Here is a 24,535-nt window from a genome sequence, read left to right on the forward strand (position 1 = left end):
ACGCAATATCAAATGGCACATGGTTCTTTACCAGAAACAGGCATTCGCGAATCGAGCTGGCCCGGACTACTTTTTTAATTCCGCCTTGTCGGCATCCGGATCCGTCTTGCCGTAGGTTTCCTGGACGTGCTTCATGACGGCCTCGATGCCGTCCTCATCCAGCTGCTGAATAAGCGCCTCGACGTGCATTTTCAGCTTTGGAGGGTTCACTGCCAGATCGTCAATCGCGGTGACGTAGATCAGCGGCAAGACCATGCCCATATAGGTTTGGTTGGCAGCCGAGTCGCCCAATGCCTCGATCAGGCGGTACTGCGCGAGCACGCCCGGCTTCTTCAGCTTGATAACGCGGCCGCGCGCATCGGTGACGACCGTCTCTTCATTCGCCTTGGCGAGTACTTGCGCTGCAGGTGCTTCGCGCAAGGTCACTTTTACTTGTTCGGTATTCATGGCATTCCTTGGTTGCCACCGGGCGCGCCGGCAGCGATTGAATTAGGAGACTTTCACGCGGCGGGCGGCAACAAAGCGCACCTTCTGACGCACGGTATCGTCACCCTTGAAGCTTCCGGGGTCTTCCAGCGTCAGCAGCACTTGCAGAAACCGATACTGCGAAATCGAGCCGTCAACTTCCTGGATAGTCTCCGTGATCGTGGCCGGGCTTTCGTTCAGGCCTGCGTAGTAGTTTGCTTCCAACGTCGAGAAATAGTCGTCAACGACGTTGTTCTGGCGCTCCAGGTCGAACGAGCCCGACCAGCCGTCAGGAAAGCGCAGATGACGGGTAATGCCATCGAGGCCCTTGATTTTCTTGTCAGTGACGTCGGGTTTAGCTGTGAAGCCGACGATCTGATTAAGATTGATCGGCCCATTGGGGCCGATAATATCGAGCGACAAGTCGCGCCCGACTGAATAGCCATTAAGCGGCATCTGATACTCCTAGAAAAAGTGCGGCCCGGCAGCGCGGGCCTTGGTGGAATGAACGGCTTAGGCCAAATCGACGGATTGTCGGCTGATATTGACCGACTGGCCCCCTTCCAGATTGATGATGAATTTCTCGATCACCGACAAGTAGCGCACCTTGACGTCGGCTTGCATGTAACCCAAGGCTACGCGCGCCTGCGGGTTGTTCGCATCATTGATCTGCACGCTGTAGGGCTGGCTGCCGTCTGCGCTGCCGATCATGCCTTGGCCATTCATGCCTTCCAGCAGGGACGAAATCGATGCGGACGCGGACCGGCGCACGCTCGGAGATTGCAGCTTGCCAATGTATTGCCCCATGCCTGCATCAAGGCTATACGCGATGTAGTTGGTCAAGCGAGTGTAGTTATCGCCATTGGTGACCGCGTTGCTCGATGTGTTGTGGCCGAAGCGCGCACCGAAGCTGTTGCCGGCCGGAATCGGGTTCGTAATGACGTCAATTCCTGCCTGGCCCAGCAATTGGAGTTCGGCATTCGAATACACCAAGTTTTGCTGTGATTTCTGCGTGCCGACGATGCCGTACATCGGCTTGTTCAAACTGGACTGCTCGGGCGACAGGTTGGCCAGCCGACCGGCGCTGAATGCCTGCGGCGAGATCAAGCGCACCTGGCTGTTGACGGTATCGTTAAAGTAAATCCAGTCGCCGAAGAGCAGTTTTGCCGCGTACGAGTCGATGCCGGCCGTGGCCTTCGCAGTCACGGCATTGGTGATGGTGTCGCCGGCCGGGCCTGTCAAAACCATATACGCGCCTTCCGACAAACCAAACGCCACTTGGGTAGACCACTGGGTCGAATCGTCAACGTCGCTCAGCATGGCGACAGAGACACCCGTGTTACGGAGCGAGTACATGCCTTTGCGCGGAACGGTGTCTACGCCCACCAGCACAGATCCCGTAATCGTCGTGGCGCCGTCCGTGCCGCCGGCAACTGCGGCGGTGGCGGCGGCAGCGCTGGCAACGCCCAGGTTGTCAAACACTTCCGGTACTTGGCCAGGCAGAGCAATCGTGACGCGACTGGTTGCCGCTTTGCTGCCGGCGCCGATCGATACCACCATGGAATTGCCGAGGGTGCCGGTATATTTGGACGTGACGGTGACAACTGCCAAGGCTGCGGTTGCCACCGCCAGCATGGATGGCCCACGCAAGCCGGACTGGCCGGCATTGATTGCGGCCGCAATTGCCGTAGCATCGGCCGCCGACGAGGCTGTGAGCGTGCCGCTGGCAGCAGTATCGGTGCCATCGGTGACGCGCACACAGCGGAAGTTGTTGGCCCCTTGCAGCACTGCAGCGGCCACGGCCGTGCCCATGTCGTACTTGCGCGGCATGATTGCGCCGAACTGGCGCGCATAATCGGCCATGCTGCCGATAACCGCCGGTGCATTGACTGGCCCCCAGGTCGCAGTGCCAACGATGCCGAGAATATTGGTCGGCAATCCGTTGAGCAGTGCGACGCTTGGCGGAACGATCTGGACGTACAGATCGGGCACGATGAGTGCCGTGGTATTGATGCTGCCCTGTTGAACTACAGTCATGAACGGCTCCTAGAAATGAAAAAGCCGCCCGACGGCGGCCAAAATGGCTTGATGTTGGATTACTTCGCGGCAGCGTCGCCCTTTGCCGCCGATTTAGTAGCGGACGCCACCAGTACCGCGCTCTTCACGAAATGCCCTTGCCATTCAGAATCGACATACTTCGCGACCTCCGCAGCGTCACTGATCACGTCACCTTTACCGTGGGAAAGGAAAGCTTCGACAACAGTTAAATTGAAATTCATGGCATTCCTAAGTAGCGCTTCCCGTACTGTTCAGTGCGGTTTGCGTGATTTGGGTTGCAGTCATTGACTGCGTTGTCGAATACTCGACGCTGTACTGAAAGTCGCGCCGATACAGCTTCGCCTTCTGCTGGTGGTCAGTGATGTGGCTGCTCCGATACAAAAGGCGCGCGCCGTACCCATCGGCCAGCGTGAAGCGCTCGGTCCCCGCCAGGACGGTATCGAGCGCCCTGCCGATGACGTCGCGCTGCGCCGGGGTCGCTGACCAGACCGTAATCTGAAACACGCGTTCCAAGGTGCGAAGCGCACGCACTACAGTCCCGGCCACGCCGATCAGCGCCGCCGTAATGTTCGCCGCGGCTGGCAGCGTGATGACGCCGCCGGCGGCAGCCACAGACGGCCAATCAACGGCAATCTGGTCTGCCAGTACAGCAGCCAGAGTCGCCGGCGTGTCTTCCGGGGCTGCGGCCAGCACATAGGACTGTCGGCCAATCCTGACCGAGACGTTCTCAGGCAGGAACGGCACAAGCGGTGCGCCGCTAATCGTAATTTGCTGGCCGATCACCGCTATGGCCAGGCCAGGACTATTGATACTCGCCTCCTTCCAGTCCTTCGGATACCGGGTTTTGTTCGTCTCGGTTTGAGTTTGAAAGATCGTGACGTGAGCCTTTTCCATCAGTAGATCTGCGTCGAGGCGCGAGCCAGTCGGCCAGCCGGCATAGACCACAATGTCCTTGCCGGATACAGAGGCGGCGCCGATGCCGCTCGGATAGACCGCCGCCGCAACCATGGCCACGAGGCTGTTTTGTACGTCGCCGATATCGCTCATGTCAGGGCCTGCATTGCGGTGATGCGCCAGCCCATGTCGGTCAACTCGGCAGAGCTGACCACCAGGCGGCGGCCTAAATCGTCGGTGATAATGTCCGCCGTGCGCACCAGAACACCTGGGAGCGCAGGCAACAGGACGGCCCACCACGGCGAACGTACGTCGCCCGGCAGATTCGTTTCATTCTTCTCGCCTTTGGTGCCCTGCAGCACCGATGCTGGCCAGTCGATCAGCAGCGGCGTTTCGTTTGTGTCAACGTCGCCGCCGTAGCCGACGGCGCCTATCCCAGTCTGTTGCTGCGGGCGCAGCACGGTGATGATGTTGGAGCACTCGACGGCCAGGATCGGCAGCAGCGCCTGCTGAGCGGCGATGAAGAACGTACCGCTCGGCCCGACCAAGTAGTCGCCCACTCGTGTCTGCGCGCCATCAACCACTGCATACCATGTCGGCTTGCCATACTTGTTCGGCCTGCCGTAGCCAAAGCTCTCGGCGTTGAAGCTGGCCGGAAGGCTCGCCAGCCTATTGCCGCTTGCCAGCGGGCTGGTCGAGCCAATCGGTCGGTAAAGGTCGTGCGCGATACCAATCTTGGCGGCCGCTTTGGCGTAGCCGCGATAAACGCGGCTTTGAATGGTGGAGCCGTCCATTAGGGCCCCTTTAAATAGTCATGCGGCGGCGTCTCGGCGAAACGCACCGCCTTGATCGTGGTTTTGCCATCGATCAAGGCACGCAGCACGCGATGCCAGCCGTCCATGATGAAACCCTGCTGGCACAAAATGATCGGGTATTCGGTTTTGACGTCCAACGCGCGGCGCACGTGGTGCGCGATACCGTAGGCCGAGCCGACGGGAGTCCAGACCTCGGTGCCAGAGTAGATCGCCGCCAGCGGCAAATCGAACGGCTCCAGATCCTTGGCGCGCGCGATAAGGTTTGTGACGGTCCATACCTTTCCATCGGAACTGTAGGTGTTATCTGCGACGAAACAGCCGTCGATCCTCACCGCCGGGAAGGAACTCATGCTCTCACCAGCCTGATGGTGTTTCCGCCAGCGCCGCAAAGCCCGGGCCCTGGCGCGAAGCCAATGAAATCGCACATCTGGCGCCGGACGCGGTTGAAAAGCGCTGCGCGATCGCTGACCTCGCTCTTGTTGTGCGTCCAGATGGCCGCGATGTCGGTGTCGAGGTTGTCACTGGCGCCGAAGATCGCCGTTTCCAGAGGCGCGAGATTAGCCAGGTAGACGGTCGTAAGGACCGCCTCCTCTTCCGGCGTCAGCGTGGTCAGGCGCTTGTACAGCGACATGGTCACCATGCCGAACGCGCCATACACGACGTCGTTGTCGGCGTTGATCGCCACCGTGGTGCCAACTACCTGATAACCCATCCAGCGCCGAGCGTCCGTCATTTGTGCTGATGTCAACATTGGATCCCCCGCGAAAATGCGGCATTGAAATTACTGGCGCAGCGCGCATCTGCCGCGGCGACGCTGGCGTAGGATTCGGCGTCGGGCAGGCCGGCGCCGGTTTCGAAAATAAGCATCGCGTCTCCTCGGGCTATGAGAGCAGCTTGAGGGCTGGCGCAAGTACGTCCGCCTCAAAGCGATCTGCCAACAGCTTCATGGCGTTGTCATATGGATGTGTGCCATCACTCATGCCGACCACCATTGCAGCCGGGCTGGCGCCATCACTCAGCACGCCATCAAAGTCGGCAACTACCGCGACCTTGCCGTAAAGCGACAGCAGCTCTGCATTGAAAGCCTTGCGCCTGTTGTCAGATGCGGCATTCCATCCCTTCGATGCAGGCAGGCCTGTCCACAGCACAGGAATGATCTGTGCAGCACGGCACAAGTCAACAAACTGCGACGCTCGCCAGCGCATGCCGTCGACCATGGCTTGCGTCAACGTACCAGTGTTAGGGTCGTCATTTGGCGAGAACGGCGCGTAAACGGCCATTGTAGGACGAACTACCGCCAGCAGGTCGCTTAAGCGCGCGAAGTATTGAATGCTTTTCTGGCCAGACCAGCCGCAATTCGCACTGCTAACTGGGATGTTGTTCTTTGACATGCTCAGCCGTTTTGCAGCGACCTGGAACATGTTTTGACTTTTAAACTCCACCGATGCCTGGGCGCGGGTGATCGAATCGCCTGCAGTCACGGAACAGAGAGCTGGGCCCCGGGTAATGATCTCCACACCCCATATCGGAGAGTCACCACGCGATGCTCCAGGATTGTATGTGCCCTGGCCAGTCGTAACGAAATCGCCCCCCGCGCGATTGGAATACATCATCCCGCTGGTCAGATTGTTGAGTTGCGTCAGGTCGACATTAGAACTAAGACTGGCAATCAGTGTGCCACCAGTCGGAACACACACCCGCAGATATACCAGATAGCCAGGGCCACCATCAGTGCGCGGGACTGCAGCTACCGGGATGAAATCAGGCGCGGTGACGCTCGGGCGATCAGCTACGCCAGCTTTCTGTGTGCCTGTCGCGGCCCCCGCGAAAGTGCCAGCGACCCATGTGAGTGTATTGCCAGTCTTATCAGCGGCATTTGTGCCCGAGGCAGCGCAGCAGACTAAGCCTGGGATATCATTGCCGGCGGCATTGAAAAGGATGGGCCGCACGGCGTCGAATGGCACGTCAACCTGAACAATCATCAGCCAAGTATATGTCGCGAAGCTTGCATACGTCGCAGTCTCCGCACCCATGGGTGCCACCAGCAAGCGATTGCGTGGCGCAGCAGCCAATTGCGCGGCAAGCAGGCCGCTACGGGGCTGCAGCGCAGTAGCGGCGCCATTCTGAACTGTTGCATCAATAATGCCCGCCGAACAAGTCAGCAAAAAACGCTGCTCGCCAGCATACCCCCCGATAGGCGCCAGCGCACCAGCGCCGACCAGCCATGATTGCAGCGAGTTCGTGCCGCCCAGGACTGGATCGAGGCGATACACTACGCCAGCAGTGCCGGCGCCGCCGCTAACGTTCAGTACCTGGCCCTCGGGCAAAGCGATGGTTTGCGGCGTGCCGCCGGCGGTGATGGTTGGCATAGTGACTTTCGGGAATGCGGTTTATGGAATGCCCCGGTGTACGGGGCGGTGCTGGACGGGGATTACGCCTTGGCAGCTTTGGCTGGCTTTTCGGCCACGGCCGTGGCCGCTGCAGCTTGTGCCTGCGCGGCAACAGCGTCCTTGGCAGCCTGGAGGCTTGCCGCTTCGTCGCGCAGGCGCTGCGCTTCGACTTCGTTGGCCTGGGCCTGCTCGGCGATGCGATCCTTTTCGGCCGCCAGTTCACGCTCGCGCTCCAGCAGCTGATCACGCGCGGCCAGCAGTTCGGCCATGGTCGGCACGCGCTCCGCCAGCGAGACAGTGCCCAGGTCGTCGCCAAACGGCTCGTGCTTGGCCGAGTCGAAATCGGCTCGGTTGATGATGATGAAGCCCAGCGGGTTCTCGCTGGATTCCGGGGAGACTACGCGGATGGTTTCAATGTTCATGGGGTTTCCAATTGTGGCAGAGGGCCGAAGCCCTCCGCGTGTTGATGCCGGCCGGAGCCGGGTCGATTAGCCCAGCAGCAGCGCGATGTGCTCGCTCTTGGCCGCTTTCACGCCCCACGCCAGGCCGATTTCGTACTTGATCTGACGGTACATCTTGTACATCGCGATCTGGTAGACCAGACCGGAAATCGGATCGACCATTTCGACAACGTCGTCAGCCATATCCATCGGCTTACCATCGGGACCAACAGGCATCGCGGGCGCGCGGGTAATCAGCTGGATCGCGCTGCGGTTGAAGGCCAGATTAGCGGTGTAGCTGCCGCCGATAGTCATTGCGGTAGCTGCAGCCGGAATTGCCTGCAGCAGGCCTGGCGCCGCCAGAGTGATCGGGCCGGCGGCGGTATTACCAACTGCAACGACATATTTGTTCGGGTCACCAGCCCAGGTAACGACATCGCCAGCCAGAACGGTGCCCGTGCCGGTAATGATATTGACGACCGTAGCGCCAGCGGCATAGCCTGCCGTATTCGAGGTGTAGTTGGTGCCGGTGCCTTTGGTAAAGGACTTGATCTGACCCGACTCATGCGGGTAGAAGCCGTCGACTGGCAGCGCGATCGAGCCAGTACGCAGGAGGATTTCCGAGCCGGCTTCATTCACTTTGAACAGGCCGGCCTGTTTGCCGCGCATATTGGCGGCTGCAGCCGTGTTCATGACCATTTGCAGGTCGGTCTGTGGGGCGCCGTTGTCGATCAGGATCTTGCGCGACTGTGCGAAGTCCGACAGATCAGCCGAAACGCCAAAGGGCGTGGTGCCAGCCGTACCGTAAGCACGCGAAGCATTGATCGCCAACGAGGCCAGATCACCCTCGACGGCATTGGCCAGTGTGCGGAAACCTTGCATGAACTGGTCCAGCAACGTGCTGTTGTAGGTGCCCGCGTTCAACTGGCCACGCTGCTCCTCGCCGCCCCACAGGACCTCGTAGGCCTTCGATTTCGAGATCGTCATGGTGTTTGGCGCGACAGTCTGGCCGCCGGTGCCGGCCGCAGTAACGCCAGGCGTAATGTCAATCAGCGTGCCCTGTTGAGTAACAGGAATGGTGATGACCTGCCCGAGCGCAGCCTTCTCAGCGCTGGAGTTGCGCTTTACTGCGGGAATGAAGCCGACAGCCTCGCGCGACACGGTGTCGAGCGCCTCGAACATGGTCGGGATCAGACCGGTCAGATTGTTCACGCCGAGCATCAGGCCTTGATTGGCCATGAAATTGTTGATGTGCGCATAAGCGATCTCACCGAAGGCACGAGCGTAGAGGCTCAGCTTATCGATGCTAGCGGTGGTTGCAGACGCGACCGATGCAAAAGCCATGGCGGCCATTGCGACGGCGATGGTGTGGAATTTTTTCATGTTAATAGAGCCTTTTGGAAAATGGGAGATTTGGTTTCAAACAGGCCATCCAGCCCAAAGCGCCACTCCCCATCCAGGTCATGGCTATGTCGTTGCGGTGCTGAGGATGCAAAAAAGCCCGCGCGTGGCGGGCCAGCGATCACGAATCGGATATTGTTACTCGGTAACGGTAGCCCCGCCTTTCATCGCGGCCTGGCGTTCCATCGGGGGCATCGCATCAAACTGGGCGCGGGTGATGCTCTTGCCGCCAGTGCCGCCAGCCCCGCCGCCCTGGGCGCCACCGCCGGAGGCACCAGAGCCCTTGAGGATCATGTCCTTGTTGGCGTACTGGCCGACCATGACCTGCAGCGCTTCTTCGAAATCGGCATGCTCGCCGTGGCGGGTCGCGGAGAAAATCGGGTTGCCATCCGGCCCCATCGGGACCAGCTTGCCGTTGTCGACCTTGAAGCGGTCGCCGAAGACCTTCTGCGCGATATCTGCAGGAATGGCCAGCTTTTCGGAAATAAACTTGGAACTGGCGAAACTGCCGCCGATGATGTGGTTGTTCAGGTTCTGCGTGAGCTTTTCGTTCTGCTCGGTCAGTGCGCGCTGCTTTTCTTCGGCGGCACGCGTGGCGTTTGCGACCTGCTCTTGCGCGGTGCGCGTGGCGGCGTCCTTGATTTCCTGAACCTTGCCTGCGGTTACCAGATCACCGTCCTTGATGTTTTTGGCCAACGTGATAGCCTGGGCTGCGGCTGCCGCGTCTTCGATACCGGCGTCCTTAAATGGCTTCAATGCCGCTTCAGCAGTCTCCTTGGCGATGCGGTGCGCCTTGGCCTCACCATTCAGGCGGCCAATAGTGGCGACGGTAGCATCAGCGTCGAACGGCGCTTCGGCACCATCAGTATTGATGAAGATTGGCTTCTTGTCGGCATCCATGGCGATATTGCCGTTTGCGTCATATTTGAATGGCATGGTCGTTCTTTCCGGGCATCCGCCCTATCGATGGCCTTCCGGCCGTGCACCGCGTCGCGTCCGCTTGCGGCGATAAAAAACCGCCTCGAGGGCGGTCGGTAAAATCGTTTTTGTTACATTCGCTCCAGGCGCTCGGCCCGCGATACATCGTCAGGATGGTTCAACAGCTTGCGCATCACACTGGCTAGGTGGGTGCCGTGGCCGCCCGCGACGGCATAGTCGTCGACTCGATTTCCTGCCAGCGCCAGCGCTGCGGCCCGGGAGTCAACAGCAGACATCGCAGCAGCAGATTGGTCCAGATATGCAGGTGGTGGCCGTGGCCATGCTCGTGAGCTCCGGCGACGGCAATCTCAGCTTGCACCAGCAGCGTGGGCAATGAGGCAGGCAGACGCGCGCGGAATCCGTCGAAGCGCACCTGGTGAACCGGCAGGACGGTCGCCGCGAGAGCTACCATCAGCAGGTTGAAGCCTACCCAAGCGGTCTACGCACAGCCAGCAACTTGCAATGCAGTTTCGATGCGCCTTCGCTTGTGACATAAAAAAAGCCGCCATATTTAAAGGCGGCTTCAATTCAGCAATACATATTAGGGAAGATTTAAATACCGGCAAAGAAATGAGAACAAAAGAAAAAGGAATCCAACTCCAAAGATAGCACCTTTTTTACAATAACTCACAAAAAAAGACGTTACCCAGAAAAATAACGAAATCATCGCCGAAAATATATGATTCGAAATGTTTCGAGAGAATACAGCAACCGAGAATATGAATAAAAAAATCCCCGTTGCCGGTACTGCTATGCCCCACAGTCCGAATTCTCTCACAACATACTCTTGCGAAAACATCATTCCCAAGGACGCAATAAATAGGAATAAAGTTATTGCAAGCTTGGTCCGATTATTAACAAAAATCTCTTGATAAGACAACTTCCAGTTCGACTCTGCTCGCAACTGAAAATTCTTGGCCTTTCTATTTATCCATATATTAATATTTTCTCTTTGATCAGGATCAAAAAAATAATCCGCCCCCATCATTCCCGAAGCAATGATTTGCAACGACAAGATAAAGCCATCAGGCACTGCTCCAACAGTCATATCATAAATTTAGAAATTTCGACGCTGCTATTATGCCACTATTCCCACACGGCAACAATTTTTGCGTTTCCACGTTAGAAGGAAGTGCAACATGTGCCTGGAATCGAAATACCAACGCTGAATCTTGGTGCCTTTTATCATTAAATCCCTCTTCCATCTTTGGGTGTTTTGATCTTGGCTCGTTCCGATTCCCAATCTAGATCTGGCGACAGGATGCCGCGACGCTTGAGTTCATTGAAGTAGCTCTCGGCCGACAGCAGGCCGCTCGATGCACCTTTGAACAGCAGCTCTGCACTGGCGGCAGCTAGCGACGCTGCGCCGAAGTCTTTGAAAATGGAGATGTGGCCGCCTTCGGCTTCGCCCACCCATTGCGCCATGAACTGAAGCGCCTGGTCGCCGGCATCCTCGACGTTGCCCGCGATCTTCTGCAGCGCGCATGCGCCCTGCTCGTTGTCGGCCAGGGTCTGCGATTCGGTCACGTTGCCCGGCTTGATCACTAGCAGTTCAGCGCCAGCCTGGCGCATGCGGTCTTCCAGGTCGAGGATGGATAGGCGCCCAGCCTCGATGGCCTTGCCGCCGTGCTCCACGAATTTCAGGTCGCCTTCTGGTGATTCGGACTTGACCGCGCTGCCGGCGCCGACCGTGATGCCACCCTCGCCCAGCATCTTGGCAAACAGGATCGGCACCCGCGCGACGTGCAGAATGTTCTGTTGGTCGCTCTTGCTCTGCCAGTGCTCAACGTTGCTGTGCGCTAGCTCGAGCAGCGGCGGCGTCGCCTGCATGTAGCCCAGGCGCTTGCCGTAGACCGGCACGAATGCGATGCGTTTCAGTGTGGTGGTGCCCTCCTCGTGCAGCACCCACTCCTTTTTGCCAGCCGTTTCGCGCTGGCGCCAGGTTTGCCAGGTACCGCGCCCGAGCACGCGCACCTGCTCGATTTCCTTGGTATCGAATTCACCATTCGGCTCGGACACGCTTTCCAGCAGCCGCAACTGGGTCAGCCCTTCGAGGCTGGTCGCATTCTTCGGCAACCAGCCCAGGACGTTCTGCACGTGCACCTGGACGAAGTACGGGCGCACGCCAGCGGCCTGCTCGTCCGCCTTCGTGACCAGATTGCCCGCCTTGGGGAAGTCGACCAAGATGCCAGCAAACCCGTAGCCCATCGCCTCCTGGGTAATTTCCGACAGGAAGCTATGCAGGTCACGGCCAGACAGGTCGACGTCTTGCAGCCAAGGCTTGATCCGGTCCGGTACGTCCTCGCCAAGCGTCACCGGCTTGCTGAATGGCTTGGCTGACAGCACATCGATGGTGCGGGCATAGGCTGGGAACAGTGTGGCGACGGCCAGGCGCAGCTTGTAGGTCTCGTCATCCTCGCCCGGCCACTGCGGCAAATACGCCTTGCCAGCGGCGCGCATTGTCTTCGTGCCACCCAGCAGCGCGGCGATCAGCGCGCAATCCTCGTTCAGCTTCGCCGCTTCGGCTGATTGTGTGCGTACATCGGTCATGGAAATCCTTGTTGTTACATGCGCAGCGGCGCGGTGGTCGTCGTGCGACTCGTTACTGGCCAGCGTTTGGTAATGAAGTACCCGCCAGCGTCACAGGCATGGTCAAAACCGCCCTTCTTATCCGGCTCGCCCTTGTCGTCATAAATCTGACGCTCTAGGCTCAGCGTGTATTTCGGGCACTTGGCGGCGTTGACCAGCATGCGGCGCTGGTCGTAGGTATTGCACAGCATGGCGTTCACGCTGTTTATGCGGTCTTTCACGGCCGGATTGCTATGGTCGACCACCACCGTGAAGCCGGCCGCCTTGAGCAGCGACAGGTCCGATTCGCTGGCGCCACTGCTCTTGCGGTTCTGGCCGGACGCATCCGGGTAAATCGTTATCAGATGCTGTTGGCCGGCCTGCTTGTATCGGCCCTTGATCTTTTCAATCATGGCCGGCGTGTCAAACACCTCCATGAATTCATCGACTGCGCGCGGCAAGTCGTCGCGAATCACGAAAACCACCGCCGCGCCTTTGCCGACGTTGAAGTCCATGCCGATGTGCAGCGCATCGCCCGGTTTGACTGTGTCGTCGCTATGGTTGCGGCGCCGGTCGAAGCAGTAATAAATGACGCCCTGGTAGTTCTCGAAGCTGGCCAGGTATTCCTGGCGGAACGTGCGCGGATCCATCTTACGCCGCGCGGCTTCGATCTCTTCGGCCGGGACGTTGCCGCCGTCGACCGAGGTGTACAACCAGCTCTTATGGTCAGGCTCACGCCCCTGGCCATCAAGGTAGCTGTCATAGCAATGGTTAAAGCCCTTCGGCGTGCCGATGCGCAGGGCGTGGCCGCCGACCCGCTCCTCGCCATTGATGACGAAGCGACAGGTCGACAGCATTGGACGGAGCACCTCCTCCCAGGCCGCGTACACGCAGTCTGCCCACTCATCGACCAATGCGAAGAAGAGGCCCGAGCCGCGCAGGTTGTCATACGCGTCCAGGCCAACGATACGGATGACGTGGCCGGCCTTGGTGGTGATCGAGCATTCCGTCTCGTTCGGTTTGCCGGCGCGCCAGCTGGGCGGGATTGCCTGCTTGAGCCGCTTCCAGAACACACGCTTCGCCTGCTTGAACGTCGGCGCGCAATACCAGATCTCATCCTCGGTGCTGACGCCCCACTCGGCAGCCAGTCGCGCAGCACGGCGAATCTCGGCCTTGCCCAGGAACGTCTTGCCGAAGCGCCGACCGCACACCGCATCACGGAAGCGAGCCTTCTTTTGCCACCCCCAGCAGTAAATGTTCGCCTGTTTCGGCGTCAGCGCGACGGGCCCTTCAGAGAATCGGGCTGTCGGGGAGGTCTTCATCGGGCTTCAATATGTATTCAGGTGCGGCCGGCATGCCTTCGCCAGTATCACCTGGAGCTTTCGGCGCATCGAGGCGGCGGTTCACGTAGACGTCGCCTACCTCCTTGGCTGCCTGCTCGATCACGGCGACGGCCAGCGCGATATTGCGCATGCCCTCGGCCTGCTGCGCCATCCTGGCCAACGCACGCAGACGGAAAGCGCGGCTGGCAATCGGAATGGCCGCCGTGTCCTCTCGGAACCTGGCCCGCGTATCGTTAAAAATGGTCTTCCATTTGGCACTCAACTGGCGCCCCACGTACTTTTCCGGGTCGTAGGTGGCGACCTGCTGTCGCGGCACGTCGAGCCCGAATTCATCCTTTACTGCCACCGACACCTGCGTCGGCGTGTCGAAACAGGCCAGCGCTTGGACGATAAACAGCTTCACCTCGTCACGTAGTGCTGCCATGAGTTGCCTTCCGGTAAATGGCCGGTCAACCTTATGCAGCCTTCAGCAAACAGGTTCCGCAAGCCCTCGCGATGTTGATTCTCGCCACTTCTGGCGGTGTCTTTGCTGCGTCGATGATGCGCTGCACGTCCTGGCTGGCACCGTAGCGCCGGACCACGCCGACAAACTCTTCGACGTCGTGTGAGCGCATGCACAGCTTCGGCAGCCCGTACTTGTTGAAGGCCGGCGCGCCGAATTCATCCTGCTCCTGGCCGATGTGATAAAGCTCGTGCTCGAGCAGCGCGCAGAATTCGGCGTCGCTGCAGGTCAGGCAATACGATGCGTCCAGGGTAATGAGGAAGTCCGGCACCGCGCCGAACCAGTCGACCATCTGCTGTTGCTGGCGGCCCTTCTGCCACGGCCCGCAGCGGAATGTGACTTCCTCGCACTGTCCCAGCACCGTGCGACCGGCCTTCACAAAGCCCATCGGCGCCCACAGGAACTGCACGTCGGCATATTCCAGGTGGGCGTGGTCTTCGTTGTAGAGTGCGCCGCCTTCGGTGAGGATGGTTGCGCGGGCCCACTTGAGCACCGCGGGTGCGGGCTGGTACCTGTTGTTCAGCGGGTCGGCGAATTCGGGTGGCGGCATCGGGCGCGAGGAGCCAGGCGCTGCGAGATTGCGGCTTTTTTTCATTCAGACCTACTAGATGTAGTGTTTGACAGTAATTCTAGCGGTCTCAGCCCGGTGATTTTTGACACTTTCGCTCGCGACCTACTAAATGTAGTGTCTCACGCGCATTCGATGCTTAAACTGACCGGCGGCATGGTCGCGCCCAGCACCCACAGCGCGATAGAGCCGCCGGAATTCAGCACGGCCAGTTCCTCGACGCTCGGGCGCCAGTACGACACCACGGCGGGCAGATCGCCAACGTGCGTGCGCGTGATCGGCAATGCGCCACACGGAAGCTCGCCCTGGTCCCAGCCCGCTGGTGCGCCGAGAACGCCGTTATTCGATGGGTGTTGGATTTTCTGCATGGCTGCCTTCGTTGTGTCACCGCCGGCCCCAGCAGGCGCCGCAGTGCATCGCGGCTGGAGTCCTCTGGATCTTTGCTACGTCGGTGAACTGCGCCCGTTTTGTAAGCCCTACCACTGGAGCGCACTGGCAGATTGCAAGCAAACACGCCTACGCAAAATTGATTTGAGCTGCTGTTGAATCTGGAGGCCCCGAAAAGCCCTTAGAATGGTCTCTTAACCACTGGAGGACGTCATGTTCGAAAAAAACTACTTTTCCCGTCTTGATCGCTATGTGGCTTTGGAAATGCCATTACCCTCAACACCTTGCAGCCCCCTCAGGCGAATTCGTATCGCGAAGCAAATTCAATTGCTTCATAACTGGATCGAGGCCAATACGCCCTGGCCTGAGCGCTACCGCGACTGAGTCGCAGCACCTGTGCGGCGTCATTTGTACGGCCAAGTGCTGGCCACTGGCGCGCGTCGCGCGGTTCGCGCCGACGTGGGATGGTTGGCGCTGCACAGAATCAGCATGATGGCGAGCATGCTCATGCTGTCATTTCGAAATTGAACATGCTGTACCTCAAATAGAAAAGCCGCCAGCGTAGTGATGCGGCCGGCGGCGAAACCCGGCGTGCAGGGCAAGGAGAGCTGGAGCGGGCGGCGGGAATCGAACCCACGTGGAAAGCTTGGAAGGCTTCCGCTCTACCATTGAGCTACGCCCGCAGTCTGGAAAACCCACCAGAGGAACGTAAAAAGTATCAGGCCCACAATGGGATAAACAACCCATCGAGGCGCAAATGACTACCAAAAACGATTTACTCTGGCTTTACATTGATCGTGCTTTACTTCTTTATCCACTATGCGAAGTGCTATGCCACTTCGTTGTCCCTTATCTTGGTGCTGGGTGACAGCGTCCCAGCGTCGGTTTGGCGCGCAGCCGCACGGCAGCGCCCGACTGATTTTCCCTATTTATCGCTGGTTAGCTACTTCACGTCGCACCTCCTTTTCAGGCCTGCGGCGGCATGATCGCGCGCGCATCTGACCTGTTCAGTTTCTTTCGTTGCCCTCCGCGTGCCGACACTTGGAATGTCGAATTCCTTTACGACTTTCGCCCGTACAACGGCAAGCTGGAGCGATTTTCGTTTAAATTCAGCGACTTAATAAAATGGCACGCTTCCTGCTCTGCTTGGCTCCGGGCATTTGCCCGATCAAACTTAATCCACGGGAAAAACCATGAATCGCAAATTTTATTGGGCGACACTGGCGCTCTGTCTCGCCAGCGCCGCTGTGCGGGCCGACAATTTCAAAAATGGTGGCTTCGAGAACGGCAACGCGACCGGCTGGACCACTGGCGAAGGGTACCGCGGCAACACGCTCAACGACTCGCTCAATCCCGGCAAGCTTCTGCCTGGCGGCGGCCTTTACAGTGGACCTGCTACACGCTCGGACATCATCGATGCCGGCACCATTGATCCAAATATCGGCTCTCAACTGGGTTCAACCGTGTACGCTGGGAAATATTCGTACCGAGTCGAGGATACGTACGTTGGCGGCTACGCTTCGGTGATCAGTCAATCGGTCAGCAACTACACCGAATCCGATATTTTCTTTACCTGGAAAGCCGTGATTGAAAACGGTGGCCACGCCGATAACGAATCAGCAGCCTTTTTTATCTCGCTTCGCGATGACACCACGGGTACGGAATTGGTCAAGCGTTTTTACAATGCCGGCAATGGCGGTGGCGGCGTTGACGCTCGATTTAAAACCTATGGCGATTATTACTACACGCCACTGTGGCAGATCGAGCGCCTAACAATCGATTCCAGCCTGTCCGGGCACGACTTCACACTCTCAGTCGCTGCAGCCGACTGCTATTTCAACGGTCATACCGGGTATGCATACGTTGACGGTTTTGGCGGCGTCAATCCAATTCCAGAGCCTGAAACTTACGCCATGATGTTGGCGGGCCTCGGCCTATTGGGCTTCATAACGCGCCGGCGCAATAAGCGAGCGTAGAAAGGGAAAAGCCACCCATAAGGTGGCTTATCTTTTGCTCCCGCGGCCATAATGCGTGGTGAGCGACAAATTCAAGGCGTGCAGGTGCGGCGCTGGGTCCGGGTACTGTCGCGAGTTCCAGCTATCGGTGGCGCGATGCGCACATTACGATTTCCGGAAGAATTTTCTTGAACTGAGGATTGAAGTATACCGCAGAAATACTGTTTGTAAACACAAGCCTAAAGAAAACCTGCGCTACATGTCTCCGCCGCGTAACAGTCCACCCGCCCGGCCAGAATGACTGTCGTAAATGGCACTCAGGTCGCTCACCATGTCCTTGACGCGCTCCAGCTCCAGGCCCGCCACTCCGTACACGGGCGCCACACCGGATCCTTTGCACGACGTGCACTGCCCATTCCCCAACAGCACTTTGACGCCGGTGCCGCTGCAGCCCTTGCACTTGCCGTCGAGCCAGTGCGCCAGCGACTTCTCGGCCACCCGGTGATACAGCGCCTGCGCCGACTGTGCATCCCAGGCCGTGTTTTCCGGCAGCCAGCGCCGCGCCCGGCCGCGCCGGATAACTTCGGCGGTCCAGATGCGCAGCAGCTGCGCCAGGTTCTGCTGGTTGACCTCGAACATGCGGTTGAGCGTGCCGTCTGCGTACTTCACGCGGCACAGCAGCGCACCGATGTCACCGGCCAGCGCCGCAGCGGCCAACGGATCGGTCTGGTGGTGCTGCGCGTCGTCCATCAGGTTGCTCGAACCGATTGCTGCGATGTAGCGGTCTGTAAAGCCCATGTCTTGCCTTTCATTTTGTATGCCAACGTTAACACCCTTTTTAGCCCTGTGCCAGCCCTGCCACTTCTCGGGGCCGCTCATACGCGCAGCACGCCGGTCCGGTTGAATTCGCGCACGGCTGCAAGGCCAGCGCGCGCAATTGCGACGTTCGGTACGCCGCGCAGGAAGACCATCGTCTTGCCGAGGCCATCGCGCAGCACGCGCATTTCGTCGCCGTTGACACCGAAGGTGCCCGTACGCTGGGCCCGCGCCTGGATCTCGGCAATCGCCTCGACCATCGCCTGGGCCACCGGCAGGATGGCATGGCCAGCTGACGCAATACGGCGCGCCATATCGGCGTTGCTCAGCAGATCGTAGACGTGCTGCTCCTGGAAGTGCCCCTTGCCCATCGCCTCGCTGGCCTGGAAGCCAGGCATTTCGAATGCCAGGTCTGCGCGCAGCCCGGCCGGCAGCACGGCTGGCTTCGGGATGTACCGCTTGCGCGGCTTCTTGTTCGCAGCCATCAGAATTCCTCCACTTTCCAGCCCCCGCCCGCCTTCTTCGGCAGCGCCTGCACGGCAATGAAGCGCAGCGGGTACATATCGGCCGCGATCTTGATCTTCGCTCGCGCATCCTCTTGCCAGTACCCTTTCACTTCGTGCGCCTCCAGCGCGCCGTCGGCCAGCTGCACGGCAAAATCCGGCGTGTAAAAAGTGTTATCGGCCAGGCGGAATTTCAGGCCTTCGAACTTGTACCAGGCCACCTCGCCGGCTGCCTTGCGCAGCTCCAGCGTCCTGGCGTAGGCCGCCTCGGTCTGGTTCATGGCGCCGACCTTGAGGCGGCCCAGGGCCTGCAAGCCACGGGCCATCATCGCGCGCTCGCCAGCTTGTGCATCACGGCCATGGCAATGGCCAACGTGACAGCCGCGTTTTTTGAAGTGTGTAGGTAGTGGTGAACCATGTACCCGCCAGCAGTCGATGTTCTGGTGCCAGGTTCGATCACGATGTTGTACTCGACCGCCAGCGGCCCGGCCGCCGCCCAGTCGCTGGCCCAATCCGGTACCAGCGCCTGGCCACGGCTTTCGGCCGCGCCCGCCGGCGGCGTGCCGATCAGGGCGCCATTCACCTCGGCGATATTGGACCAGCCCAACAGCTCGGCCAGGCGTTTGTTTGCTGCGATTTTGTTTTCTTGATTTTGCATAGAGCCTCTGTATTCAATTCTTTTCGTATCGGATGAGGCTAGGTAGCGGCCACGCCACGTTCGTGCTGTAGCGAACCGCTCCACAAGCCTGAGCAGCTTTTGCCGCTATGCAGCGCGCCCATTAATGCGGGCCAGCGGCGCTGCGAGCGCGCCGACTGGCGCCATGGCGATGATTTGCTGCGACGTTCCACCCGCCATCACCAGCGCGGCCAGCTTCTGGTCACCGATCATCATCGGCGGCTCCACACCAAAGCCGGCGCGCTGGTTTTGCGCTTCCGTCAAGCCCACCATCACCGGCGTGTAATCCGGCTGCTCGTTGCGCATGCGGTATCCGCGATATCGGTTTTCGAATTCCTTGCCGACGAATGGCCATTCGTGTTCCGTCTTTGCTCCCAGCGATACCCAGCCGCCCATTTCGACCAGCACGCGGTGGATCAGCGGATCATCGAACACGACGCTTCGGTATGGCCCGACGACGCGCAGTGCGCGGTCGACCTTCGACCAGGCCACTAGTGCAGAGTCTTGCGTCGTCCCGCCCATCATCCGGATCAGGTCGGCCGGCTTCGGCGCAAACTGGCCGGTATCGGGATTGCGGACGTGGCGATCAAATGCCTGGCGCACAGCTGTCAGGTCGTACTGACGCAGCGCACCCCACCAAATCGTGATGGCGAACTCGCTTGCGGCCCGGCCGTAAAGTTCGGTGATTGCGCCCACCATGCCCGCAAATTCCTCGTAATCATCCTGCGTCATGCTTTTCTCCCTGCTGTGCTGCGTTACCGAAGATTCGAACTTTGGCGCGCTCTGCGGCGGCCATCGTTTGGGCGTAGACCGTAGTGGAACCCGGCCCCTGCCCCGTTCGCACGGCGTGCTGGGTGATCCATTCGGCCTTGAAACCACGCCAGCCACGCTCGCAGCAGATGCGCAAAGCGCCTTCCAGCGTGAGTCCGGCTTTTTCGGCCTCACGCACAATGCCTTGGATAGCAGTCCGCGTTATCGGCGCCCGGTGCTTCGTTCTCAGCGCCTTGAAGTCGGCGACGATCTGCGGATCAATGTCGGGAAACAGGGCATCGGGAGCCGGAGGCGACTTGTCTTTTGTTTTTACTGGTTTATGGTTATTGGTTATTGGTTCTTGGTTAGTTTTTGATCCGGTTTCAGTTGGGTTGCCGGTAGCATCCGAATCAGAACCGGATGGAAACCCGATGGGTTCCTGATTGGTTGCCGTTTGCTTGCGCGGGCGACCGCCAAGCTTGCCATTTGCTTTCGCTGTCTCTGCCTTGATTTGGTAGTCCGCAATCACCTGTTCGCAGACGTCGTGCCGGTAGCCCGCATCTGTCTTGAGGAACTTGAAGCGAAGCAGTCGCTCAACAATCGCGCGCTCGTCTGCCGCCTCGACGCCCAAGGCGTCGCACAGCACATCTATGTCGAGCGGAAGTGGCGCCTCGACGTCGTAGTAGACGTCCATCATGTCGCGGTATATCCAGCGCGCCTGGCGAGACATGTTCACTGTCCCGGAGCGGAAGTCGCCGATGTGGAAGGGGTAATAATTCAAGTTTGGGCCTCCTGCGCGCGCGCCGCGCCGAACAGCGCAGCCACCAGCGGATCGCCCACGGCGCCCGCCTTGCGGATCCAGTACTTACTGCGCCAGCGCGCCTTCATCGAGTCCCAGCGGCCGTCCTGCTTGGCCTTGGCCTCGAACCGCAGGCGAACCTGGCGCTTCGTCAAGTGCTTTAGCGTACGCGGCGCGTCTGGCAGGTCGCCGACGGCGTACACGGCCATGGCGGCGCCGGCGCGCGGGTGCGGCTTCCATCTGGCGATGTAAATCTTGCGATCAGCATGCAGCAGACCGACCCAGCGCAGCACGGCAGCCTGGCTGACGCCTGACTTGATAACGATCTCGGCTTTGGTACCGGGCGTGGCGCCCAGCGCGAATTCACTGAAATTTACGCGCGTCACTTTGCATTCTCCTCGTCCATCAGTTCCATATCGAACAGCGTGGGCATGCTGACTTCGCGCTCCATGGCCTGGCAGTAGTGCACCTGGTCAGCGAAATATGCCGGGTTCAGTTCGCTGCCGCAGCCCTGGCGGCCCAGCTTCATCGCGCGCACCGGCACGGTGCCCAGACCACAGAACGGGTCATAGATCACCTCGCTCGGGTTGCTATAGCGGCCAATCAAGCGGTCAACGATGTCGATCTGAAACGGGCAAACGTGCTTTTCCACCGCACGAGCCGACTGCTCGCCGTTCAGGGTGCGCATGCGCACGATGTCGTGCCACACGGCCGGATCGGCGCTGCCCGGCGCCAGGCTGAGATAATCCGCAGGCAAGGCCTTGCCGGCCAGCAGCGCCTCGCCCACCTCGACGTGGTATTCGTAGTTGTAGACGTTCTCCAGCGACATGCTGGTGAACAACTTCGCCAGCTTGCCCGGGCCGAAGCTGGCCAGCTCGGCCGCGCCCAGCATGCGGTCGCCGCTGGAGCGCCAGAACGCATGCGCATCGACCTGCCAGCGCGCCACGCTGTAGCCGGTACCAGGAATCGGCGCGGCCTTGCGGTCAAACGGGATCCGGTCGCCGGCATCATCCAGGCACATCGGCTTGGCCTTGGTGACGGGCACATCGGCATAGCCACGGCTGCGGTCCGTCTGCGGCTTGTGGAACAGCAGGATGTATTCCGGCGAGCCGACGCCCATCTTCGTACCGTCCTTGCATACCTCGGAATAACCCAGGCGGTAAGTCTGGTTGTTCTCGCGCACCACGTCGGTCACGACGGTGATCATGCCCATGTAGTCGAAACCGTGCTTGATGCCGTGGAACAGCGCCTCGGCGTGGAACGGGCTGACCGTCGGGATGCCGGCGCCGGTCACGTTGCCGAAGTTGATACGGTCTTTGACGTGGCACGCGTAGATGCGGCCCGGCTGCAGGATGCGCAGCAGCTCCGGCGTCAGGAAGTCCATCTGCGCCCAGAAGTGATCATTGTCCTGGGTGTGGCCGAAATCGTTGTAGCTGGGCGTGTATTCGTAATGGTTGGCGAACGGGACGCTGGTGATGATCATGCCCACCGAGTTGTCCGGCTGCTGCATGGCTTCCAGCACGCAGTCATTATTGGCCACCGAGAACCGCTCGCCGGCCACCACGGCGCGCTCGACGCCAATGGTGCGCGCCAACGAGTCCTGCATGGACAGCTGATCCAGGCCATAGGCGCGGATGATCTTGCCCATTGTTTCCTGCATTTCGTCGTGGCGGCGCCATTTCTCCATCAGGTCAGCCAGCACCTTGCGCTCGACTTCCGTATGGATGATGTCGATGCGCACAGCATGCTGCTGTTGGAAGCGCTGCACGCGGTGAATGGCCTGGATGAAATCGTTGAACTTGAACCCAATGCCCGCGAAAATTTCGCGATGACAGTGCACCTGGAAGTTGCAGCCGCTACCGGCGATGATCGGCTTGGTCGACAGGTCCTTGATCTTGCCGTCGCTGAAGTCAGCGATGCGCTGCTCACGCTGGTCCAGGTCCTGCGTGCCCCAAACGCTGACCACGCCTGGCACCGCTGTCTGAATAGCGTGGCGCTCGTCCTCCAGGTCGTGCCAGATCAGGAAGTGATCGTCAGGATCCGCCGCCATGATCTCGGCGACCTTGGCGACACGCGCAGCCATGCTGTCACGCTTCTCGCCGGCGGCGGCCGACAGGCCCATGGCCACGTTCGGGATCAGCAAGCCCTGCCCGTTCTTTTCAGCGCCAGCCGTGCTGTAATTGCTCGGCACCTCGTGAAAGCGCACGTCTAGCGCCGGCAGGTCGTAGCCGTCGTCCGAATGGCCCAGGTCGCTCGGGCGTTGGATGAAAACCGCCCAGCTGGCCACCCACAGCCAGAATTCCTGTTCCTTGTGCGGGTACAGCGTCAGGTTGCCGGCCTTCTCGCTGTCGCGCTGGAAGAAGCGTGTCAGGGCCTGGCCAGTGTCCATCACGCCCAGGAAGCCGGCATAGTGGATCAGTTCCTTGAAGCGGTTCGGCGACGGCGTGGCCGTGTAGACGAATTTGAACTCGACCTGCTCGAACAGTGGCAGGAATTCTTGATAGGTCTTGCTGCCGTAGCTGCGCAGCACGCTGGCCTCGTCCAGGCCGACGGCGCGGAACTTGCGCACATCGATCTTGCCCTCGCGTACCGATTCGTAGTTCGTCAGGTAGACGACGTCCTGGCCGTCAATCTCTGCGTCCGTGCGGATGAACCGCACTTGCACCTCGTATTCGCCAGTAAAGCGCTTCGCGGCCTCGCGGATGAACTCCTGGCGCACGCCCAGCGGCAGCACGATCAGGCGCAGGCCCGGCCGGTGGATACCGATCTGCCGCATCACCTCCAGGTTGGTGCTGGTCTTGTGCAGGCCAAACGAGGCGAAGATGGCGCGCTGGCCGCCAGCCAAGGCCCAGCGCACGATGTCGCGCGTGTGCGGCTTGAGGCCGGGATGGATATCGGCCAGCGGCACGTCGAAGCCCTTGCGCTGCGCCAGCTTGATCTTGGCGCGCAGGAATTCGCTGTACGCGGCTTCTTTCAGGTGTTTTTGCTCTTGCGGGCTAAAGGCGCTCATGGGTGTTCCAATGTAGGTTGAATGGCGACGGGCGCTGCATCGAGCAGGCCCATAGACCGTAAGATTTCGTGTGTGGTGGCGACGGCCGCGCGAAAGGCAGCCTCCAGGCCGGCCAGCGACAGATCAGCCGGGCGCAGGCGCCGGCCGTCGAGCACGTCGTGGCAGGCGCTGCAGCCGAACGCTGCGGCGGTGTCCGGCGCTTTCAGGCCCATGCCCTTCCCGTCCGCCAGGAAGTTCGAGTGGCAGAGCACGGTGGTGTCAGGGTCGAAGTTGCAGACGGCCAGGCGCAGCGTGCAGTCTTGGCCGCGCGCGGCGCGCCGGATGGGCGTCGAGACCGGGCCTTTCGACTTCAAGCCGGTCTTGCGCTTCGGCGTCGTGCGTTGGTGCGACTGCACGGAGAGCATGCCGGAAGTGGGCATGGGTAAGGTGCGCTTGAGCTTTGACACTTCTCGCGCCTCGATGCGCTCGCCGCGCGCGAAGGCTGTGCGTTTTAGGCTGGCACCGGGCTTCATGGGTGATTTGCGCATCATGATAAGATTTCCTTTTGATAAGGAAATTTATGCTGAACTGGTTTAGGTGGACAACCTTGATGACCGCCTTGAGCGCAGTTTCTTACTACGGATACCGCGCCACTCCTTGGACATACATTGATGCCACCATATCCGCATACTGGGTGCAGGCTGTCGGCGCAACATTGGGCCTTGGCATCGCAATTTACGTTCCATATCGCCAGCGTGAGGATGCGATTAAATTGTCGAACGCAAGGCAAAAAGATGAGGCGCGACGAGTGCAGATGTCCATTAAGGACGAATTGCTGGCATTGCAAAAAACCTTTGCTGGGCCAAATGTTTCGCACCTGCTTGAGATTGAAGATCCTGGAATTTTTGATAGGCACATCCCGATCCCGCTGCAGCGCTTCCCGATATATGCCTCGCTCATCGACCGCCTCACGCTTATTGAGGATGATGAATTGCGATCCGAGATCATCCATACATTTGCCGTGGCGAATGGTTTGATAGCCTACGCTCAACAGAATAATCAACTGCTTGCGGTATTGACGGACATTGAAGCAGAGCTTCACTACAGGCCGGACGCATTCCAGTATGAGAGAAAAAGAATGCATGGAGTCAAAATGATAGCGATGTGCAGGGAGATGCAAGTTATCTGCCGAGAAACAATTAGATTGGTAGATGCGCTTGTGATGAAGTTGTGAGGCG

General features: G+C 59.7%; 32 protein-coding genes and 1 tRNA gene. 3 read left to right on the forward strand and 30 right to left on the reverse strand.

Annotated elements, in window-relative coordinates; all coding sequences use genetic code 11:
• Positions 1 to 66: 66 nt before the first annotated feature.
• From D9M09_RS14650 to D9M09_RS14735, 20 genes are all read right to left on the reverse strand, one after another.
• Positions 67 to 447, reverse strand: a complete 381-nt coding sequence (locus D9M09_RS14650; protein WP_121669701.1) for a hypothetical protein — start codon at positions 445 to 447, stop codon at positions 67 to 69.
• A 42-nt stretch (positions 448 to 489) separates the two neighbouring features.
• Positions 490 to 921 carry a hypothetical protein gene (locus D9M09_RS14655; protein ID WP_121669702.1) on the reverse strand — a complete coding sequence of 144 codons (432 nt, stop codon included), beginning with the start codon at positions 919 to 921 and terminating at the stop codon, positions 490 to 492.
• Positions 922 to 978: 57 nt separating this feature from the next.
• Positions 979 to 2,502 (reverse strand): phage tail protein, encoded by a 1,524-nt coding sequence (locus tag D9M09_RS14660; RefSeq protein ID WP_121669703.1) that lies wholly within the window; start codon positions 2,500 to 2,502, stop codon positions 979 to 981.
• Between the two features lie 59 nt (positions 2,503 to 2,561).
• Positions 2,562 to 2,744, reverse strand: coding sequence for a hypothetical protein (locus D9M09_RS14665; protein WP_121669704.1), 183 nt, complete (start codon positions 2,742 to 2,744; stop codon positions 2,562 to 2,564).
• Between the two features lie 7 nt (positions 2,745 to 2,751).
• A complete protein-coding gene (locus D9M09_RS14670; protein WP_121669705.1) occupies positions 2,752 to 3,570 on the reverse strand; it encodes a hypothetical protein in 819 nt (272 codons plus the stop codon).
• Entirely contained in the window at positions 3,567 to 4,211 is a 645-nt protein-coding gene (locus D9M09_RS14675) for a hypothetical protein (protein ID WP_121669706.1), read from the reverse strand. Before D9M09_RS14675 ends, D9M09_RS14670 begins: the two co-directional genes overlap by 4 nt.
• A complete protein-coding gene (locus D9M09_RS14680; RefSeq protein WP_121669707.1) occupies positions 4,211 to 4,582 on the reverse strand; it encodes a hypothetical protein in 372 nt (123 codons plus the stop codon). The genes D9M09_RS14675 and D9M09_RS14680 overlap by 1 nt, the downstream gene beginning before the upstream one ends.
• Positions 4,579 to 4,983, reverse strand: coding sequence for a hypothetical protein (locus D9M09_RS14685; RefSeq protein WP_121669708.1), 405 nt, complete (start codon positions 4,981 to 4,983; stop codon positions 4,579 to 4,581). The genes D9M09_RS14680 and D9M09_RS14685 overlap by 4 nt, the downstream gene beginning before the upstream one ends.
• Positions 4,977 to 5,099 (reverse strand): DnaT-like ssDNA-binding protein, encoded by a 123-nt coding sequence (locus D9M09_RS29950; RefSeq protein ID WP_276208635.1) that lies wholly within the window; start codon positions 5,097 to 5,099, stop codon positions 4,977 to 4,979. The genes D9M09_RS14685 and D9M09_RS29950 overlap by 7 nt, the downstream gene beginning before the upstream one ends.
• Positions 5,100 to 5,113: 14 nt before the next feature.
• Positions 5,114 to 6,601 carry an SGNH/GDSL hydrolase family protein gene (locus tag D9M09_RS14690; protein WP_121669709.1) on the reverse strand — a complete coding sequence of 496 codons (1,488 nt, stop codon included), beginning with the start codon at positions 6,599 to 6,601 and terminating at the stop codon, positions 5,114 to 5,116.
• A gap of 62 nt (positions 6,602 to 6,663) precedes the next feature.
• Positions 6,664 to 7,044, reverse strand: coding sequence for a hypothetical protein (locus tag D9M09_RS14695; RefSeq protein WP_121669710.1), 381 nt, complete (start codon positions 7,042 to 7,044; stop codon positions 6,664 to 6,666).
• 66 nt (positions 7,045 to 7,110) lie between these two features.
• Positions 7,111 to 8,445 carry a P22 phage major capsid protein family protein gene (locus D9M09_RS14700; RefSeq protein ID WP_121669711.1) on the reverse strand — a complete coding sequence of 445 codons (1,335 nt, stop codon included), beginning with the start codon at positions 8,443 to 8,445 and terminating at the stop codon, positions 7,111 to 7,113.
• 156 nt (positions 8,446 to 8,601) lie between these two features.
• Positions 8,602 to 9,399 (reverse strand): DUF6651 domain-containing protein, encoded by a 798-nt coding sequence (locus D9M09_RS14705; RefSeq protein WP_121669712.1) that lies wholly within the window; start codon positions 9,397 to 9,399, stop codon positions 8,602 to 8,604.
• Between the two features lie 184 nt (positions 9,400 to 9,583).
• Positions 9,584 to 9,853 carry a hypothetical protein gene (locus tag D9M09_RS14710; RefSeq protein ID WP_121669713.1) on the reverse strand — a complete coding sequence of 90 codons (270 nt, stop codon included), beginning with the start codon at positions 9,851 to 9,853 and terminating at the stop codon, positions 9,584 to 9,586.
• Between the two features lie 129 nt (positions 9,854 to 9,982).
• Positions 9,983 to 10,489: a hypothetical protein gene (locus D9M09_RS29030; RefSeq protein ID WP_162995694.1), complete on the reverse strand. Its 507-nt coding sequence runs from the start codon at positions 10,487 to 10,489 to the stop codon at positions 9,983 to 9,985.
• Between the two features lie 140 nt (positions 10,490 to 10,629).
• A complete protein-coding gene (locus tag D9M09_RS14715; protein ID WP_121669714.1) occupies positions 10,630 to 11,991 on the reverse strand; it encodes a DUF4055 domain-containing protein in 1,362 nt (453 codons plus the stop codon).
• Between the two features lie 14 nt (positions 11,992 to 12,005).
• A complete protein-coding gene (locus D9M09_RS14720; RefSeq protein WP_121669715.1) occupies positions 12,006 to 13,331 on the reverse strand; it encodes a terminase in 1,326 nt (441 codons plus the stop codon).
• The gene (locus D9M09_RS14725; protein WP_121669716.1) at positions 13,300 to 13,776 is read right to left on the reverse strand and encodes a DUF2280 domain-containing protein; all 477 of its coding nucleotides are present in this window, start codon (positions 13,774 to 13,776) and stop codon (positions 13,300 to 13,302) included. The genes D9M09_RS14720 and D9M09_RS14725 overlap by 32 nt, the downstream gene beginning before the upstream one ends.
• 31 nt (positions 13,777 to 13,807) lie before the next feature.
• The gene (locus D9M09_RS14730) at positions 13,808 to 14,449 is read right to left on the reverse strand and encodes a putative metallopeptidase (protein ID WP_121669717.1); all 642 of its coding nucleotides are present in this window, start codon (positions 14,447 to 14,449) and stop codon (positions 13,808 to 13,810) included.
• A gap of 95 nt (positions 14,450 to 14,544) precedes the next feature.
• Positions 14,545 to 14,790, reverse strand: a complete 246-nt coding sequence (locus D9M09_RS14735; RefSeq protein WP_121669718.1) for a hypothetical protein — start codon at positions 14,788 to 14,790, stop codon at positions 14,545 to 14,547.
• 232 nt (positions 14,791 to 15,022) lie between these two features.
• Here D9M09_RS14735 and D9M09_RS29035 point away from each other — a divergent pair, with 232 nt between their 5' ends.
• Positions 15,023 to 15,193: a hypothetical protein gene (locus D9M09_RS29035; protein WP_162995695.1), complete on the forward strand. Its 171-nt coding sequence runs from the start codon at positions 15,023 to 15,025 to the stop codon at positions 15,191 to 15,193.
• A gap of 225 nt (positions 15,194 to 15,418) precedes the next feature.
• Here D9M09_RS29035 and D9M09_RS14740 read toward each other — a convergent pair.
• A tRNA-Gly gene (locus D9M09_RS14740) sits at positions 15,419 to 15,492 on the reverse strand.
• Positions 15,493 to 16,002: 510 nt separating this feature from the next.
• Here D9M09_RS14740 and D9M09_RS29665 point away from each other — a divergent pair.
• Positions 16,003 to 16,785: a PEP-CTERM sorting domain-containing protein gene (locus tag D9M09_RS29665; RefSeq protein ID WP_121669719.1), complete on the forward strand. Its 783-nt coding sequence runs from the start codon at positions 16,003 to 16,005 to the stop codon at positions 16,783 to 16,785.
• 234 nt (positions 16,786 to 17,019) lie between these two features.
• Here the strand turns inward: D9M09_RS29665 and D9M09_RS14750 are convergent, their stop codons facing one another.
• From D9M09_RS14750 to D9M09_RS14790, 9 genes are all read right to left on the reverse strand, one after another.
• Entirely contained in the window at positions 17,020 to 17,562 is a 543-nt protein-coding gene (locus tag D9M09_RS14750) for a hypothetical protein (protein ID WP_121669720.1), read from the reverse strand.
• A gap of 77 nt (positions 17,563 to 17,639) precedes the next feature.
• Positions 17,640 to 18,065: a hypothetical protein gene (locus D9M09_RS14755; RefSeq protein ID WP_121669721.1), complete on the reverse strand. Its 426-nt coding sequence runs from the start codon at positions 18,063 to 18,065 to the stop codon at positions 17,640 to 17,642.
• Positions 18,065 to 18,412, reverse strand: coding sequence for a DUF1064 domain-containing protein (locus tag D9M09_RS14760; protein ID WP_240453379.1), 348 nt, complete (start codon positions 18,410 to 18,412; stop codon positions 18,065 to 18,067). Before D9M09_RS14760 ends, D9M09_RS14755 begins: the two co-directional genes overlap by 1 nt.
• Complete coding sequence (locus tag D9M09_RS14765) at positions 18,409 to 18,741, reverse strand: hypothetical protein (protein ID WP_121669722.1); 333 nt, start codon at positions 18,739 to 18,741, stop codon at positions 18,409 to 18,411. Before D9M09_RS14765 ends, D9M09_RS14760 begins: the two co-directional genes overlap by 4 nt.
• 105 nt (positions 18,742 to 18,846) lie before the next feature.
• The gene (locus tag D9M09_RS14770) at positions 18,847 to 19,491 is read right to left on the reverse strand and encodes a DUF6475 domain-containing protein (RefSeq protein ID WP_121669723.1); all 645 of its coding nucleotides are present in this window, start codon (positions 19,489 to 19,491) and stop codon (positions 18,847 to 18,849) included.
• The gene (locus D9M09_RS14775; protein ID WP_121669724.1) at positions 19,478 to 20,290 is read right to left on the reverse strand and encodes a YdaU family protein; all 813 of its coding nucleotides are present in this window, start codon (positions 20,288 to 20,290) and stop codon (positions 19,478 to 19,480) included. The genes D9M09_RS14770 and D9M09_RS14775 overlap by 14 nt, the downstream gene beginning before the upstream one ends.
• A complete protein-coding gene (locus D9M09_RS14780; protein ID WP_121669725.1) occupies positions 20,287 to 20,694 on the reverse strand; it encodes a hypothetical protein in 408 nt (135 codons plus the stop codon). Before D9M09_RS14780 ends, D9M09_RS14775 begins: the two co-directional genes overlap by 4 nt.
• Entirely contained in the window at positions 20,691 to 23,318 is a 2,628-nt protein-coding gene (locus tag D9M09_RS14785) for a DNA methyltransferase (protein WP_121669726.1), read from the reverse strand. Before D9M09_RS14785 ends, D9M09_RS14780 begins: the two co-directional genes overlap by 4 nt.
• The gene (locus tag D9M09_RS14790) at positions 23,315 to 23,848 is read right to left on the reverse strand and encodes a nuclease domain-containing protein (RefSeq protein WP_205602256.1); all 534 of its coding nucleotides are present in this window, start codon (positions 23,846 to 23,848) and stop codon (positions 23,315 to 23,317) included. The genes D9M09_RS14785 and D9M09_RS14790 overlap by 4 nt, the downstream gene beginning before the upstream one ends.
• A gap of 59 nt (positions 23,849 to 23,907) precedes the next feature.
• Here D9M09_RS14790 and D9M09_RS14795 point away from each other — a divergent pair, with 59 nt between their 5' ends.
• On the forward strand, positions 23,908 to 24,531 hold the full coding sequence (locus D9M09_RS14795) for a hypothetical protein (protein WP_162995696.1): 624 nt from the start codon (positions 23,908 to 23,910) through the stop codon (positions 24,529 to 24,531).
• Positions 24,532 to 24,535: the final 4 nt, after the last annotated feature.

The organism is Janthinobacterium agaricidamnosum (assembly GCF_003667705.1).
GTDB lineage: Bacteria > Pseudomonadota > Gammaproteobacteria > Burkholderiales > Burkholderiaceae_D > Janthinobacterium.

Bases quoted from the DNA above. Each gene is read 5' to 3' on its own strand.
- D9M09_RS14650 (WP_121669701.1), bottom strand. From the start codon at position 447: ATGAATACCGAACAAGTAAAAGTGACCTTGCGCGAAGCACCTGCAGCG.
- D9M09_RS14655 (WP_121669702.1), bottom strand. From the start codon at position 921: ATGCCGCTTAATGGCTATTCAGTCGGGCGCGACTTGTCGCTCGATATT.
- D9M09_RS14660 (WP_121669703.1), bottom strand. From the start codon at position 2,502: ATGACTGTAGTTCAACAGGGCAGCATCAATACCACGGCACTCATCGTG.
- D9M09_RS14665 (WP_121669704.1), bottom strand. From the start codon at position 2,744: ATGAATTTCAATTTAACTGTTGTCGAAGCTTTCCTTTCCCACGGTAAA.
- D9M09_RS14670 (WP_121669705.1), bottom strand. From the start codon at position 3,570: ATGAGCGATATCGGCGACGTACAAAACAGCCTCGTGGCCATGGTTGCG.
- D9M09_RS14675 (WP_121669706.1), bottom strand. From the start codon at position 4,211: ATGGACGGCTCCACCATTCAAAGCCGCGTTTATCGCGGCTACGCCAAA.
- D9M09_RS14680 (WP_121669707.1), bottom strand. From the start codon at position 4,582: ATGAGTTCCTTCCCGGCGGTGAGGATCGACGGCTGTTTCGTCGCAGAT.
- D9M09_RS14685 (WP_121669708.1), bottom strand. From the start codon at position 4,983: ATGTTGACATCAGCACAAATGACGGACGCTCGGCGCTGGATGGGTTAT.
- D9M09_RS29950 (WP_276208635.1), bottom strand. From the start codon at position 5,099: ATGCTTATTTTCGAAACCGGCGCCGGCCTGCCCGACGCCGAATCCTAC.
- D9M09_RS14690 (WP_121669709.1), bottom strand. From the start codon at position 6,601: ATGCCAACCATCACCGCCGGCGGCACGCCGCAAACCATCGCTTTGCCC.
- D9M09_RS14695 (WP_121669710.1), bottom strand. From the start codon at position 7,044: ATGAACATTGAAACCATCCGCGTAGTCTCCCCGGAATCCAGCGAGAAC.
- D9M09_RS14700 (WP_121669711.1), bottom strand. From the start codon at position 8,445: ATGAAAAAATTCCACACCATCGCCGTCGCAATGGCCGCCATGGCTTTT.
- D9M09_RS14705 (WP_121669712.1), bottom strand. From the start codon at position 9,399: ATGCCATTCAAATATGACGCAAACGGCAATATCGCCATGGATGCCGAC.
- D9M09_RS14710 (WP_121669713.1), bottom strand. From the start codon at position 9,853: ATGGTAGCTCTCGCGGCGACCGTCCTGCCGGTTCACCAGGTGCGCTTC.
- D9M09_RS29030 (WP_162995694.1), bottom strand. From the start codon at position 10,489: ATGACTGTTGGAGCAGTGCCTGATGGCTTTATCTTGTCGTTGCAAATC.
- D9M09_RS14715 (WP_121669714.1), bottom strand. From the start codon at position 11,991: ATGACCGATGTACGCACACAATCAGCCGAAGCGGCGAAGCTGAACGAG.
- D9M09_RS14720 (WP_121669715.1), bottom strand. From the start codon at position 13,331: ATGAAGACCTCCCCGACAGCCCGATTCTCTGAAGGGCCCGTCGCGCTG.
- D9M09_RS14725 (WP_121669716.1), bottom strand. From the start codon at position 13,776: ATGGCAGCACTACGTGACGAGGTGAAGCTGTTTATCGTCCAAGCGCTG.
- D9M09_RS14730 (WP_121669717.1), bottom strand. From the start codon at position 14,449: ATGAAAAAAAGCCGCAATCTCGCAGCGCCTGGCTCCTCGCGCCCGATG.
- D9M09_RS14735 (WP_121669718.1), bottom strand. From the start codon at position 14,790: ATGCAGAAAATCCAACACCCATCGAATAACGGCGTTCTCGGCGCACCA.
- D9M09_RS29035 (WP_162995695.1), top strand. From the start codon at position 15,023: ATGTTCGAAAAAAACTACTTTTCCCGTCTTGATCGCTATGTGGCTTTG.
- D9M09_RS29665 (WP_121669719.1), top strand. From the start codon at position 16,003: ATGAATCGCAAATTTTATTGGGCGACACTGGCGCTCTGTCTCGCCAGC.
- D9M09_RS14750 (WP_121669720.1), bottom strand. From the start codon at position 17,562: ATGGGCTTTACAGACCGCTACATCGCAGCAATCGGTTCGAGCAACCTG.
- D9M09_RS14755 (WP_121669721.1), bottom strand. From the start codon at position 18,065: ATGGCTGCGAACAAGAAGCCGCGCAAGCGGTACATCCCGAAGCCAGCC.
- D9M09_RS14760 (WP_240453379.1), bottom strand. From the start codon at position 18,412: ATGATGGCCCGTGGCTTGCAGGCCCTGGGCCGCCTCAAGGTCGGCGCC.
- D9M09_RS14765 (WP_121669722.1), bottom strand. From the start codon at position 18,741: ATGCAAAATCAAGAAAACAAAATCGCAGCAAACAAACGCCTGGCCGAG.
- D9M09_RS14770 (WP_121669723.1), bottom strand. From the start codon at position 19,491: ATGACGCAGGATGATTACGAGGAATTTGCGGGCATGGTGGGCGCAATC.
- D9M09_RS14785 (WP_121669726.1), bottom strand. From the start codon at position 23,318: ATGAGCGCCTTTAGCCCGCAAGAGCAAAAACACCTGAAAGAAGCCGCG.
- D9M09_RS14790 (WP_205602256.1), bottom strand. From the start codon at position 23,848: ATGATGCGCAAATCACCCATGAAGCCCGGTGCCAGCCTAAAACGCACA.
- D9M09_RS14795 (WP_162995696.1), top strand. From the start codon at position 23,908: ATGACCGCCTTGAGCGCAGTTTCTTACTACGGATACCGCGCCACTCCT.